This is a genomic window from Novosphingobium sp. P6W, assembly GCF_000876675.2.
Classification (GTDB): Bacteria; Pseudomonadota; Alphaproteobacteria; order Sphingomonadales; family Sphingomonadaceae; genus Novosphingobium.
This window is the reverse complement of record NZ_CP030353.1, coordinates 1199016-1213101: the sequence shown is the minus strand read 5'-3', so window position 1 is coordinate 1213101 and position 14086 is coordinate 1199016. Positions and strand designations below refer to the sequence as shown.

Below are 14086 nucleotides of genomic sequence, written 5' to 3'. Positions count from 1 at the left end.
TGTACCGCAATTACAGATCTACGCCCAAACAGCTAGTGAGTGCGCTGCCGTCTCAGCTCCGAGAGCGCTGACGCGAAATCAGTGTAGCTATAAGGGCCAACGGAATACACATCGACTGACTGCTTGGTCATTCCTGGAACATCAAATTTTCCTGGTCCGGCTGCGACATGGCCGCCTTCATTCTCCCAGCTTTCTACTCCGTATAAGTTGGACGTGAACGCCGGTGGCCCATCGACTACCCGGCGCTCTAGCTGACCGGTCGTCATGGCGAAATGGTCGCGGATCAGCAGAAGTTGGTCTGCGATCATTTCAAGTGCCAGCACAGAACGCTCTTCGGAGGTTGCATTCTTCCGCGGGTCTATAAGGGCAAGCATTTCCATATCCTTTAAACGATGTCGGATGGCAGCTCCGGGAGGGCGGGCGTTTCGCGAAGGTCATTATGGTGATCGTCGTACTGCTGCACTTCGGTACGCCTGCGAAATTCTCTCACTCGGGTAGCATAATGCAATGCAACCTTCGAATGTGCATCGCGAAGTGCCCCAGACGATGAGCGACTCGCTTTGATCAAGGCAAGCTGCTGCTCGTATAGCAACTTATTGAGGTCCATGGGTTATCTCCTCAAGGCGGAGAAAAAAGCTAATTTCGGCTGAAAGAACACTTCTTTGTAATTGAGCATACTACCACGTTTCTAAGGTTACGGCGCTTTATTCCCGTGATCGGGAGCCCTAGGGTAATTGCTCACGAGGTTGGCAGAAAAGTCTTGCGCGGGGGTCGATTGGCTGTTTCACCCTACGGATGCCACCACCGCCGCTTCATGTTCTGACCGAGGCCGAGAAGAACGAGCTGCTGCTTGCCCAGCACGAGATGATCGAGCGGATGGCAGCGCGGATTTCCGAGTTGGAATCCCTGGTCGGCAAGCCGCGCAAGACCTCGAAGAATTCGCATATTCCGCCTTCGAAGGACGACTTCGGCAAGCGCGGCGGCAAAGGCGGTAAGCCCAGGACTGGCAAGCGCCCGCCGCGCGAAGGCAAGCACCGCCCACTGGCCGAGACGCCGGACAAAACCGAACGCGTCATGGCGGCAAGCTGCTGCCATTGCGGGACCGATGTTTCCTCGCAAACCCAGCATTGCCGTCACCGCTACGATTATATTGACTTGCCGCCGATCCGCCCGATTGTGACCCGCATCGAATTGTTCGGTGCGCGTTGCGGGGGATGTGGCCGTCGCTACCGTGCCGAGGCGCCGGTGGGCATGGAGCCGGGCACGCCGTTTGGCCCCGGCATCCGCTCGCTGCTGGCCTATCTGCATCACAGCCACCATGTCAGCTTCGAGCGACTGTCGCGCATTGCTGTGGAGCTGTTTGGCCTCACGATCTCCCAAGGGGCAATCGCCAACGCCTTCAGGCGCATGCAGGCCGGAATGACAGCAGCCACGAAGGCGATCACCGACAAGTTGCTGACGGCAAGGATCATCGCGTCCGATGAGACGTCCACGCGCACCAACGGCATTGCCCATTGGCAATGGGTGTTCCTCTCAAAAGACGCGGTCCTGCACAAGATGCCGGACAGCAGGACCTGGGCAAAGAGCATCAGGTCTGCCTCGCGCATGTCCTGCGCGATGTTCAGTATGCCATCGACTGCGGGGATACCGCCTTCGCCCCCAAAATCCCCGACCACCTGCGCTGGGCGATCCGGATCGGCAAGCGACGAAGCAGCCTGAAGGACACGACGCTGGCCGCCTACGCCGCGAAGGCCGACAATCTGCTGACCCGCCTGGTACAGATGCCTGTCGCGCACCCGGCGGGACGTGTTCTGCTCAAACAAATCAAGGCCTGGCGGGGCAAGTTCTTCGTCTTCCTCACCAACCGCGACGTCCCTGCGACGAACAACATATCAGAGCGCGAGATCCGCCCCTCGGTCGTGTTCCGCAAGGTCACCAACGGCTTCCGGTCCGACTGGGGCGCCCAGATCCACGCCGGATATCGATCCGTCACCGGAACCGCTCGTCTCAGCGGCAAATCGGCCCTCGTCGCCATCCGCGAACTCGTCGATGGCAGGTTCGTGGTCGCCTGATCAGCGCACCAATTGCCGACCACGTGAGATGGGGTGGTTGCCGCCCTCCCAGACGGCATCGCGATGTGCCAAAATAGTGGTGTTGAGGCCACTGAGCGGAAAGGACGGCAACCGTGACGATAGATACAATGATTGGTGTAGACCTGGCAAAGACTGTTTTCCAGGTGCATGGCGCGTCGATGACGGGGCAGCCGAAGTTTCGCAAAAAGCTGTCGCGACAGAACTTCCCCAAGTTCATGGCCGATCAGCCCCCGGCGGTGGTCGTGATGGAGGCCTGTGGCAGCGCGCATCATTGGGCCCGAGAAATGATCCGACTTGGTCACGAGGTCAGACTGATCGCGCCGCACTATGTGAAACCGTTCATCAAACGTCAGAAGAACGATGAAGCCGATGCGGAAGGTATCGTGATCGCGGCCCAGCGACCTGAGATGCGCTTTGTTGAACCTAAGTCGGCATCTCAGCAGAGCACCGCCATTTTGTATCGGTCACGGCAAAGACTGGTTCGGCAGCGCACAGAAATAGTCAACGCTCTTCGAGCTTGTCTATATGAATATGGCCACATCGTGCCACTGGGCATTCAGAATATTGGGCGCATCCGCGAGATCTTGGAAGAGAAAAGCAGTGACTTGCCTCTTTCGATGCGTGAGGAATGTCTTGAGATGCTTGATCAGATCGCTGAACAGACAACGCGCATTGCAGCCCGGACAACAAAGATTAAGGAACTGGCCGCCACGCAGGAGACATCTCGTCGTCTGCAGACAGTGCCCGGAGTTGGGCCGTTGACTGCCATGGCTGTCCAAGCCTTCGCGCCACCGATGGAAAGCTTCCGCAACGGACGTGATTTCGCAGCCTGGCTCGGCCTGGTTCCACGTCAGTTCTCCTCGGGGGGCAAGGAGCGGCTTGGGCGTATTACGAAGGCAGGCCAGGCCGACATTCGTCAAATGCTGATTATTGGTGCGATGTCGCGCCTGAACTGGATGGGGCGTAAATCAATCCCGGACGGTTCATGGCTCGCAGGCATGCTGATGCGCAAGCCCAGGATGCTCGTGGCGATCGCTTTGGCCAACAAGATGGCCAGGCAAATCTGGGCCATGCTGACCAGCAACGAAGATTTTCGGAATCCGACGCTGGCGGTAGCTGCATGATACTACGGCAGCTCACGCCGCGCGGATAAATGGGAGTGTAAGAAGGCGACGACCCGAATGGGCAAAATGATCGAACAGATCTGGATCAGGAAAACCAGCTAATTGCTCCGAGCCTCGAGCTCTCCCGTGAGTTTTGGACTTGGTCCGCGGATCACCATACCGGCCAGCGGCTTCTGAAATGCCGCAATCAAAGGCCTTACAGAAGACCGCACTCGATCACTAGCACAAGAGCGTCAAAACCCTCTTGCATCACGGGCGGCAACCACAGAAGCAATTACGCCCTAGGAGCAGTGGTCTTCCAATCTGAAGATGCGGTCTCAAACCCAGGTGGCCGCTCGATCCATGCGAAAGGAACTGGCATGGTCGATCTTATCCCGCCGCGGTACGCTGTCGGCGACGGCGACTTCGATCCCGAGCTTGGCCGTCGCCCTATCATATCGCTTGATGGCGCGGTGCTGGATCAAGTTGTCGCCTACGACATCGAGGCCGGTGTCGTGGCGAAGCACGGGGTGGACGTGCACGGTGAGGTTGTCGTAGATCGCGAGCGCGAAGAGATCGTGAAGGTCGACATGCACGGCACGGCCACCGTGACGCTGAAACCGTAACCTGACTGTGGTTAAGGCTATGGTGATCGCCCAGGCAACCGCCGCTTATATCGAACTGGCCAAGGGGAAGTCGCTGCGAGGCCGGCTCGACTCTCACGGGCACCGCATGTCCTCCGACGCTAAGGAAATCCTGTGGGCGTTGGTGTTCGCGCCCGAGGACGCCACCAAGGAGTTGGTTGAGACCGCCTCCCGTGGCTGAGCCCAGCTGGCGCGGTGACAAGCGCAAGACTGCCGAGTGTCGCATTGCCTTACTATCGAAGTGACTAACCGAAAGTCGTTGCCTCGCGTAGAATGCTACCGCGGGCGCACGAAGCCGAATGCCAAGTGCCCCGGTAAGGAAGGGGTGCGCTATGAAATCGCCAATGACGCATGCCGGGCGGGTAGAGTTGGCCAATGCGATCAGAGAGCGTTACTCCCTGCGACAGCTCAACACGTTACAGCGACGTGTGAGGGCCTGGCGCCAAGACGCAGTTAATCGGCTCATCAGTGACCTATCCGGCCCTGTCACTGCCGCGGGTATCCGCGTACACGTACCGCCTTATGCGCATCCGAACTAACCGGAGGAGTCAGCGAGGCAGCAGATATCGGCTTGCGGGCTTCGTGCTGCGCTACGCCAAAGGCTCCGCGCAGCACGAAGTCCGCAAGCGGCACTATTCAGCGAGAACAGGTAGCGTCCCTGATGAGGCGAGCGGTAACATATTTATGTGAGGCAACACGCGCGTCTGCTGTGGCAGATGGGTCTGGTTTCGCAGCATAGAGGCTGCGCAAACCGCCATCATCGGTCAGTGGCCGCGCGGGGACTAGCGGAGAAGTAGTTGGCACGAAATCTAGGGACGGCGCTTGCATTCGTCATTGCGGGCGCATCTGGCCGGTGGATGTTCCAGTACGTTGAGACGCGATGGCAGATCGCGGTTTTCCTGACAATCGCAGCTCTGTTCGAGTTAAGCGCGTACGATCGGCAGGCGCGGCCCAGTGGCCGACGCTTTGCTTTGAATGCCACTGCGGGCGCCTCTTCCATCATCGCCATGAAGTGGTATCTCGAAGGGGTTTCACCCCTTATTACGGGGTTGGTTTAGTCTTGAGGTAGCGCCGCCGCGATCGTGTGCCGCGCCCTTGCCGCGCAGGGGATGGATGGCCTCAATAGCCCAGACAAGTGGCGGTGTCTCACCGCCAGTGCCGCCAAGGTCGACGCGATACGGGCGCATGATGCGGAAGTTCGCCACTTGCCGGCTCGGTAAGCGGGCGCACCCTCCCTCGGCGCGCCCGCTCACCTCTGGGGAACGGCTGTCCTCCGCCCCAAAGATACACCATCCCAATGACGAGCGGTGCCATGAGACGATGGGCCGATGCTGCCAAGAGACCTATGCGGTGAAATCGGTGGGGCCTTCCCGCCGCGCGGATGGTCTGGAAGACGCGCCTCGTTGCCCAGTACGGCGACTGTGCGAAACGACATCATCGCTCGGTTACATCGCGGCACGGGTCGGTGAGATAAGCACAGTAGGGGACGGCGGACTACCGGCGGTCAACAAGCACCTTCCTAATTAGCATGATGTTTCTCAGCCCGAAGCCCAGGCAGCACCGGCTGTACGCGGCTCTTAAGACTGTCGCTCGCGCGAAAAGTCACCACCCGTCGTGGCGCAATCTCGTACGGATCGCCAGTTTTAGGATTGCGGCCAGGGCGAGCAACTTTGTCCATGAGCACAAACGTTCCGAAGTGAGGAAACTTAACGACTTCGCCTCTCGCGAGAGCAATGGCTATTCGATTAAGAATGGCATCGACTATACTCGCAGCCTGAACACGCGTCATCTCAGTTTCCCGATAGATGGCCGCCCCTAATTCTACCCGGCTTAAAGCACCGCTTTGCCTTTGAACCCCGATTACCCTTCGCCTCCGCACTCCGAATCCCCTTTGATGGTACGATACCGCAAATGTACGGTGCCACAACATGAGACAATTACGAGGTGCTTCAAGCCGGGCAACGTGACGACTGTGGGGTAAGGAGTTTACCTAAGTCCAGTGCTCATATTGGGCGTATTCCACCCTCGTTGTTCGCGTATCTTACAATATGATGTGGCGCTTCCTCCCGCCCCGATTAAAAAATGGCAAGCATCGGTTGACCGGTTATTTCCCGGTAAACAATTCCGCTTATCGCAGACGGGCACGCGACTGATTCGCTGCAACAGGGGGAATACTGTCGGTTTCGGAATATGGCCGGACTCGTGGGCCTTCCACGTCGCAGCCCGTCGGAGTGTCAGAATAACCCCGGACTCTTTTCAGAATAATCCGGACTCCGCCGCGCGCGCTCAAAACCCGCAACAAGAAGGGTCGTCACAGGCTCTGGTTAAACACGCGCGAGCGACGATCCGATCCTTGCTATTCGGCTCTCAAGATCAGCGATCCGGGCGTTACGTCGCCTTCCGCGTCGAGCGACGACAACGCGGTCGACAAAAGCAGGTGACCAGCGTTTCATCGCTTCGATATTTTGTTGGAGCGCGTCTTCGTCCACCGAGGCGACAAACGTCTCAATTGCCGGCGGCTTATGCTCGCCAAACAGAACTCTCCCAGTCTCGATGCGAGGGTCGAGAATGCCTTTGACCGCGGAGAGCATAGAGCGACGCATGGCCATGCTGGCGATCGCCATCGGGTGCAACTTGTCACTCGAGTGAAATTCGGGCGGATCCGATCCGGGGGTCATGGCCGGACAGACGTAGCTGTTCAGGGGGATGGCGGTCCGTGCCCAGGAACGATGATGGCCGACGAGCAACTGGCAGACGTCGCGCACTTCGTTGAGCAGTTGCTCTGCCGAGGTGAAGTTGAAACGGAGTTGGTCTGGTGTTCTGCCACGCAGGGCGGTCGCCACTGCAACCTCCAACTCGATGACGTGATCCCAGCAGTTCATGGCGTTTTGATCAGCGGAAAGTGTCTCGGAAGCCGCCCTCTCAAGCGGTCGCCAGCAGCCCCGGCAGATCATGCGCAACGGGCCGCTCGCGGCAGCTGAGAGCCTCCAGCGAAAGCAGCCGCACCCAGTACATCGGTTCTGGAGCGGCCATTTGTGTTTGTGGCAAAAGCCGGATGCCGCCAGTACCCAGTGCCGGCGCAGATAGGCTGGCTGGCCAGCGGCATAATCTTCGGCCAGACACCGCGTACACCAGCTCACGTGCAGTCTTGGAATGGGGCGAAGCGTCTCATGCTCAGTCTGGAATGGCGGCGGGTCCCACGCGAGGAAATCAAGCGGCATGCCCGGATGGCGGCGCGCTATGGTGATCTCTGCGAGGCTGGAGCGAGGTACGCCGAACTCTAGTGACACCGCTTTCAACCAGGCAGCTGGCGGATGAATGTCCGGGAGACGCCAGCGGCCTTTGCGATCGAGAACGACCCGCGGGTCCTTAAAAGCTCGACCGCGGACACGGCAGTTCTGTCGGGCAAGCCAGGAAGTCAGCAGTTCATCGGGAAATGGCGTCGGGGGCGGGATCACGCGACGCGCCGACGCAAAGTCCGGTTGGTATTGGCGATCACCTGCATCGATACGAGGGGAAGCAACAGCGCCTCGTCGTCGAAGCTGCTTGCGTCGATCATCTCCCGCTGGTTACGGATCGCGGCGATGGCGAGGGCTTCCATTAGGCGGAAAATCCGACCCGTTACGCCCTGGCTCAGGTTGAGAACGCGTTGACGCACGTCATTTGCATCGAGCTGCGAGGGCAGGCGCAGCGGAAGCAGTCCGGAAAAGCTGGCCATGAGCTGTCGGAATGCCTGATCGTTGCGCCACGGGACCAGTTCGAATGCCGCAAAACGATCAGCAAGGTTAGGATCGGTCAAGACCGCAATCCGCGCGTCCTCGGTGCCGGCGCATACGATTGGTATCTTCAAATCGTTTGTCAGGAAGCGGATCGTATTAAGGAAGATGCGCTGCTGCCGCGGCGACCCGGCCAGCATCTTGTCGATCTCGTCGAGCACGAGAACCCTCACCCCAAGTTCAGCGAGCATTCGACGCGAAAGCGAGCGGAGCGATCGCAGGGACATATGCTCGAACTCTGTGAGGTTCATCGCCAACAGCAGCTCGGTGTAGAACTCCTCCTCGGTTGGCTGCGGAGGCATCTGAACGACTACCACCGGCATTGTCGTGAGCCCGGCGCGCTGGTCGTACGACGAGGCGTGCAGCTCGGCGAACCTATTCACGATCTCGCTCTTGCCCATGCCGGTGGTACCGAACAGCAGGAGGCACGGCATCCGGCCGCGTTGGGGATAGGTCAAAACATCCTCTAGCCGTCTGAGCGCTTCTCCGGCTTGCGGCAGCGCCATCCAGCGGTCTCGCCGCAGCCAGTCGATCCGTTCATCGTCCGGCATCGATGCCGTAACCCGGTAAGCGGGAAACAGGTGATCGTAGAGGTCGGTCATGTTCGCTCCTCGATCGTGAAGGGCACGACAGGTTCGGTATCACAGGGCGGTGCCGCGTCCATTGGCGTTGGCAATGAGAGCATCTCTGAGTCTGGCGGGTCTTGCCCCAAGGCGTAGGATATTCGCTGTGCCGATCTGCGCGCGGATTTCGTCCTGTCGATGGCCTCGACGATTATCCGCCGCTGTTCGCGCACCATTTCGAACAAGGAGTTTTCATCGACTGCAAGGCGTCCGCGTTCGCGCAATGCCTTCACGGCAAGGTCATGCTCAAATTTGGTGATTGGAGGACGGCGCCGATCGCGTAGGGGTACCGTGAGATGCTCGCCATCTGGCAGCTCGACGTAGACGCTCGAAAGATTGAGCGGGCTGTATTTGATCGGGAGCTTTCTGTCGCAGTTCGCGGCGAGGGGCGCCAAGGCGCCGTGCCAGTAGAAAGCGTGGAACAGCTCGACACCTTCCCGCCGAATGCGGCGCATCTCGAAGGGCAGAAAATCGAGAAGGAAACGGTCCGCGTCAGCCGGCAGCCGCAGCGGCACCGCGCGTGTAGTATTGGCGTCGTTCCACGCCGTCAGCGGTGGAACGCCCAGTTCGCGATGAACCGAACCATGATAGATTCCGACTTGAAGCGTGAACCAGAGCTCAAATTCCTTAAGGGTCATGCACGACTGACCCTCCGCGTCATAATCGCCTTTTGCCTTCACGTTGGAGAAGGTCGTGCCCGGGAGCAGATGCACTTCGCCAATCATCGTGCCGATCAGGCGCTCAATGTGTCCCCCATAGTGCGGTGTGGCGATGGGACGATATTTCAGTTCGATCCCATGCTGCTGGCATCCACGCGCGAGTGCATGGGAATGAAACTCCCGAGCGTTGTCGAGATGGAGGGCATCGGGAATACCATAGACGGGGTATTCGAGCCTGATCTCCCGCTCTTCAAGCCAGGCTGTCTTTCCGAGGACTGCATGGCGAATGGCCATGCCCACCGACGTAGCCGAGGGGCTCTCGAGCGAGATGTAGAAACCAGGGATGACGCGGGTTGCAAGATCGATCTGCAGGGTGAGAGTTGGCCTGCAGAGCGGCCTCCGAAAATGCTCGTCGACTATGATGATATCGGCGGGAGTGTGATCCATCTGGACCACCTGCAAGGCGTGGTCGGCGAAGTATGATCCCACCACAGGCCGGTGACGATCGCTGGCGGCTTTGCGACCGTCGCGTGCCTTCACCAGTCGGTTTTGTTCTACGAGAGCGACGCGTGCTGCGATCGTCCCACGGGCGGGCGGTTTGAGGCTGCCTTCGTGGCATACTTCTTTGACCCTCCGGACCAGTTGGGCCATCGTCGGCTTCGGGCGGGTCAGGTAGAAGCTTTCGATCGTCGTATCGATGATCTGATCCAATTGTGGATCCAGGCGGGATCCGCCTTTCGGAAAGCCGCGTCCTTGATCCAGAAGCGAGGTCGTGACGGGATCCTTTCGGTATCGTGCGACAAGTTCGAAGACCCTCGTCCTGCTCAGGCTGAGTTCGGCGCAGGCGCACAGGAGGGCAGAACGGGTGAGGGTTGGCATCGCGACGAGCGCACGAATTACCGGCTCGCGATCGCAAGCGATGCGCCATGCGCCGGTATCGGCGCGCGTCAGGGTAGTGCCTGTATCGGCCATCACCTTACCCACGAAAGCGCTGGAGACTCGCTCAGCGCAGTCCACGGTTATTCTATCAAAAAATGCTTCAGACCGCGAGAGTCCGCTGTTATTTAGAAATATGAATGAAAGAAATGCGCCATTTTCCAGTCCGGGCTTATTCTGAAACCTACAGAAGACAAGCCGTGACCGCCAGGCACTGCTCCCGCTGGTGACCACGTTGCGCACGGCCGAACGGGTGGTGATCGACGCGCCCCTCCTCGAAGCCTTCCAGGCCGCCGCCTCGCGCCATACCCTGCTGGCACTGCGCTCGGATCTGACTGCGTTCGATCTGTGGTGCCGCCAGCATCGCCGGATTACGCTGCCAGCCAGCGCGGGGGATGTGGCCGATTATCTCAAGTGCCGCGCAGGGCAGGGGGCCAAGCCGGCCTCACTCGCGCGCTACAAGGCCTCGATCGCCCGGCTGCACCAGCTGCTCGGGCTCGTCGATCCGACCACCGCGCCGCTGGTCAAGCTGACCCTGGCGGCGATCCGGCGCGACAAGGGCGTGGCGCAGCGCCAGGCGGCGCCGCTGCGCTTCAAGGGGCCGGTTTCCGATGTCGAGCGCGAGCCAGCGCGCGGACTGAACCTGCGCGCGCTGCTCGAGAGCTGCGGCGCGGATCCCATGGGGCTGCGCGACCGTGCGCTGCTCAGTCTTGCGTACGACACGGGTTTGCGGGCGAGCGAACTCGTCGCGGTTACGTTGGAGCACATCATGCCGGCAACGGATCCCGACGCGCGGCTGCTGGCCATCGCGCGTAGCAAGGGCGACAGCGAAGGGGAGGGGACCACCGCATTCCTTAGTCCACGGACCGTGCGTGCGGTCGATCTCTGGGTCGGAGTTTCGGGGATCAAGGAGGGGCCCGTGTTCCGCCGGGTGATCGTCCGGCGGTATAAAGCGCGGGCCCGGGTGCCAGGACGCGACTTATCGACGATCTCTGGCCGGGAAATCTGGGACCTGCGCAAGACGCTGCCCAAACCCGCGGTGCCGGCCCGCACCGAATACACCGTGGGCCAAGGCGCTCTCCATCCTGGCTCGATCGGGCCGATCTGGCGCGCGATCATCCGCCGTGCCTTTGAAAAAGGCGCGCTTCCGGACCTGACGAAGGATGATCTGGAGAGCCTGCTGCAGCGGATCAGCGGACATTCGACCCGGGTGGGGCTGAACCAGGACCTGTTCGCTAGCGGTGAAGACCTGGCCGGTATCATGGATGCGCTTCGGTGGAAGTCGCCGCGGATGCCGCTCTCGTACAACCGTAACCTGGCGGCGGAGCATGGGGCAGCAGGGCGGCTCATGAAGAAACTGGGTTGAGGGAGCCGCGCCATTCTTTCGCCGGGGCTAGCTTTCGATGAGTTCCCGAATCCGAGCGGTGAGTACTTCCATAGCGAATGGTTTGGTTATGACGTGCATCCCCGGCGAGAGGTGACCGTGGCTAAGCACGGCATTTTCCGCATAGCCGGTGATGAAAAGTACCTTAAGGTCTGGGCGCCTGGCACGGGCCGCGTCCGCGACCTGGCGCCCGTTAAGTCCGCCGGGCAGTCCAACATCAGTCACCAGCAGATCGATGCGGGCGTTCGAATTCAGTACCTTGAGGCCTGCAGGACCATCTTCCGCCTCAAGTGCGATGTAGCCCAGGTCCTCCAGGATTTCGCTGACGAGCATGCGCACGGTGGGCTCGTCGTCGATCACCAGCACGGTCTCGCCGTCGTTGGCACGGGCGCTGTGTGCTGGGCCGGCCATGTGCTCTGCCTCAGCCTCGCCGTTATGACGGGGCAAGTAGATGCATACCATTGTGCCGCTCTGGAGTTCAGAATAGATGTTGACTGCCCCTCCCGATTGCTGGGCGAAGCCGTAGATCATCGACAGACCCAGCCCGGTGCCGACGCCGATCGGTTTGGTGGTGAAAAAGGGGTCGAAGGCCTTGGCGATGACATCAGGGCTCATGCCAGTGCCGGTATCGGATACGCATAACGAGATGTACTGGCCCGGTACCAGCCCTCTCTCGTGAGCGGTGCGATGATCCATCCAGCGGTTTGCTGTTTCGATCGTGATATTCCCGCCATCCGGCATTGCATCGCGGGCATTGATGCAGAGGTTGAGGATAGCACTTTCCAGCTGGCTGGGATCAATCAGGCTTGGCCACAGTCCGGCACCGTTGAAGACTTCCAAAGCGATCGTTGGACCAACCGTCCGACCGATCAGGTCCGCCATTCCCGCGACTAGCCGCTTGATGTCCGTGGGCTTTGGATCCAGCGTCTGGCGCCGCGAGAAAGCGAGCAGACGGTGGGTAAGGGCGGCCGCGCGGTGGGCTGCGCCTTCTGCGGCAATCACGTACTTTGATACGTCCGCCACACGGCCCTGCGCCAGCCTGGTGCGGGTGAGTTCGAGTGCGCCGGAAATACCGGCCAGCAGGTTGTTGAAGTCGTGGGCCAAGCCGCCTGTCAACTGACCGACGGCTTCCATTTTCTGGCTTTGGCGAAGCATTTCTTCGCGGCGCAGATCCTCGGTGATGTCCCTGCCGACGGTATAGAAGATGTTACTTCCGGCCGTGTCGTCCGGGATCGCCGACCAGGCGAAGGAGAGAGGCGTGCCGTCGGCTTTAAGGAGGCGAACGTGGAACTGGTGCACCGGCTCGCCATTCATCAGGCGGGCGACGACCGCCGCGGTTTCCGGCAGATCGTCTGGGTGGATTATTTCCGCGAAAGGTCTGGTGGTCAGCTCCTCATGCGATCGCTCGAGAGCGGTTTCCCAAGCCGGGTTGATCAGATCGAGATAGCCCTCGAAGGTCGCCAGCGCGAACAGGTCACGGCTCATCTCGAACAACCGGTTACCCGCTGCCATGGACCGCCGGGTCGCGAACACCTCCTTGGTCGTCTCCGCGCATGCGCAGAACATGCCCGATACCTGGCCGGCCTCATCCCGCACGGGTGTGTAGCTGAACGAAAAGTGGGTCTCCTGAGGACGGCCATCCCGGATCATCATGAATGTGATGTCGTCCATGTGGGTTCCCTCACCGGCGTAAGCGCGATCGAGAATTGGACCCACGTCGTCGATGATGTCCCACCATACCTGGGCGAAAGGCCGGCCCATCGCCGCCGGATGACGATCTTCAAGAAGCTGCGAATATCCCTCGTTGTAGAGGATGATACGTTCGGGACCCCATGTGACGAACATCGGCTGGTTCGAACCGAGCATCATGCTGACAAGTGTTTTGAGAGGCTGAGGCCAGCGCTCCGGCTCGCCAAGGGGCGACCCACTCCAGTCATGTTCGCGTAGCAGCGCGCCGACGTGCCCACCCCCGTCCAGGACATAGTTCGGCACCGTCTTCTCCAAATTCGTTTACCCGGGTGGGACGGGGATGTCCCAAAGACGCCCGCGTCCCCACGGCCGTGCGGGGAAGAGACGATACCGCGATAAAGCATAAGCTTGAGGCGAGTTGCGAGGGTGCCGGATATTCGAGGCCACCACGCCCCGGCACGGTCGCGAACTTGCTGCCGCGCAACACCCAACAACCCGCTGCGATTTCCGGGCCGTGAGCGAGCGCTTCCGATGAAGTGAATTGCGCTCGCTACCAACCGAGAATTGTCTGCACCGCGCGTATGCCTAAACTTCCTCGCTGGCATCCTTGATCTCCAGCTTGAACTGCCATCCCTCGAACGTCATCAGCATCTGCCCAAATTGATCCCAGCTGATCTCGCGGCCATCGATAACCAGCATGGGGACGCGGTCTTGAGATTGGAGATCACAACTGATTTTCCCTCGAACCACGTCCGTCGCGATCGAGCACCCTTCGCCTTCATCCACCAAATGGCGTTGGGACAGCGCGCGCCGTATCCGTTCGACAAGCCGCGCCATCAGCTTGAAAGGATCGGCCTGAGCGTCGCTGAGGATCTGAAACTCGTAACCGCCGCGCTCGCCATCGTCGACTTCGAACGCCTCAAGCGTCACCCGGTCACCCAGATGCAGCAAGCGGAATTTGAAATTGTGCTTTACGCCCGCGAAGTCCATAATTTCCATAGGCAGGAAATCGACTTGTTCAAAGGCAAACCCGCCGTTTTCTGCCACCTCCGCATTAAAGCACCGGCTACACAGATCTCTGTAACCCTTCTCCATCGAACCGAAGCTGATCACATCATAGCTGGCGACGGGGTTGCGGCAGGTATGGCATCGAATCTGATCCACCGTTACATACTCCGA

The 14086-nt window shown here is 60.1% G+C and carries 11 protein-coding genes and 2 pseudogenes; 5 read left to right on the top strand and 8 right to left on the bottom strand.

Translation table 11 applies throughout. From position 1 onward, the window contains the following. Positions 1–32: 32 nt before the first annotated feature. Entirely contained in the window at positions 33–374 is a 342-nt protein-coding gene (locus TQ38_RS21595) for a hypothetical protein (protein WP_043978594.1), read from the bottom strand. A gap of 421 nt (positions 375–795) precedes the next feature. On the opposite strand from TQ38_RS21595, the pseudogene TQ38_RS21585 reads away from it, so the two are divergent. The 4 genes and pseudogenes from TQ38_RS21585 (at position 796) to TQ38_RS21570 (ending at position 4021) form a co-directional block, all read left to right on the top strand. Continuing rightward, positions 796–2072: pseudogene (locus TQ38_RS21585) on the top strand (transposase). Between the two features lie 128 nt (positions 2073–2200). Then, a complete protein-coding gene (locus TQ38_RS21580; RefSeq protein ID WP_043978601.1) occupies positions 2201–3217 on the top strand; it encodes an IS110 family transposase in 1017 nt (338 codons plus the stop codon). Positions 3218–3576: 359 nt separating this feature from the next. Then, positions 3577–3822 (top strand): hypothetical protein, encoded by a 246-nt coding sequence (locus TQ38_RS21575; protein WP_043978603.1) that lies wholly within the window; start codon positions 3577–3579, stop codon positions 3820–3822. 19 nt (positions 3823–3841) lie between these two features. Continuing rightward, positions 3842–4021: a hypothetical protein gene (locus TQ38_RS21570; protein WP_043978605.1), complete on the top strand. Its 180-nt coding sequence runs from the start codon at positions 3842–3844 to the stop codon at positions 4019–4021. Positions 4022–5359: 1338 nt separating this feature from the next. Here the strand turns inward: TQ38_RS21570 and TQ38_RS21555 are convergent. The 5 genes and pseudogenes from TQ38_RS21555 to TQ38_RS21540 all read right to left on the bottom strand — a co-directional run bounded on the left by TQ38_RS21555 (position 5360) and on the right by TQ38_RS21540 (position 9870). After that, on the bottom strand, positions 5360–5770 hold the full coding sequence (locus TQ38_RS21555) for an integration host factor subunit alpha (RefSeq protein ID WP_082057882.1): 411 nt from the start codon (positions 5768–5770) through the stop codon (positions 5360–5362). A gap of 394 nt (positions 5771–6164) precedes the next feature. Next, on the bottom strand, positions 6165–6683 hold the full coding sequence (locus TQ38_RS31050) for a hypothetical protein (protein ID WP_240198035.1): 519 nt from the start codon (positions 6681–6683) through the stop codon (positions 6165–6167). 192 nt (positions 6684–6875) lie between these two features. Beyond that, positions 6876–7298 (bottom strand): annotated as a pseudogene (locus TQ38_RS31525) (TniQ family protein); the annotation flags it as partial. Further along, positions 7295–8218, bottom strand: coding sequence for a TniB family NTP-binding protein (locus tag TQ38_RS21545; protein ID WP_043978611.1), 924 nt, complete (start codon positions 8216–8218; stop codon positions 7295–7297). The gene TQ38_RS21545 and the pseudogene TQ38_RS31525, both read right to left, overlap by 4 nt. After that, the gene (locus TQ38_RS21540) at positions 8215–9870 is read right to left on the bottom strand and encodes a Mu transposase C-terminal domain-containing protein (protein ID WP_043978613.1); all 1656 of its coding nucleotides are present in this window, start codon (positions 9868–9870) and stop codon (positions 8215–8217) included. Before TQ38_RS21540 ends, TQ38_RS21545 begins: the two co-directional genes overlap by 4 nt. A gap of 187 nt (positions 9871–10057) precedes the next feature. Here TQ38_RS21540 and TQ38_RS21535 point away from each other — a divergent pair, with 187 nt between their 5' ends. Continuing rightward, on the top strand, positions 10058–11200 hold the full coding sequence (locus TQ38_RS21535; RefSeq protein ID WP_370059834.1) for a tyrosine-type recombinase/integrase: 1143 nt from the start codon (positions 10058–10060) through the stop codon (positions 11198–11200). 27 nt (positions 11201–11227) lie between these two features. Here the strand turns inward: TQ38_RS21535 and TQ38_RS21530 are convergent, their stop codons facing one another. Together TQ38_RS21530 and TQ38_RS21525 are read right to left on the bottom strand one after the other, a co-directional pair. Further along, entirely contained in the window at positions 11228–13222 is a 1995-nt protein-coding gene (locus TQ38_RS21530) for a response regulator (protein ID WP_370059811.1), read from the bottom strand. Positions 13223–13492: 270 nt separating this feature from the next. Beyond that, the gene (locus tag TQ38_RS21525; protein ID WP_043978617.1) at positions 13493–14071 is read right to left on the bottom strand and encodes a hypothetical protein; all 579 of its coding nucleotides are present in this window, start codon (positions 14069–14071) and stop codon (positions 13493–13495) included. Between the last annotated feature and the right edge of the window lie 15 nt (positions 14072–14086).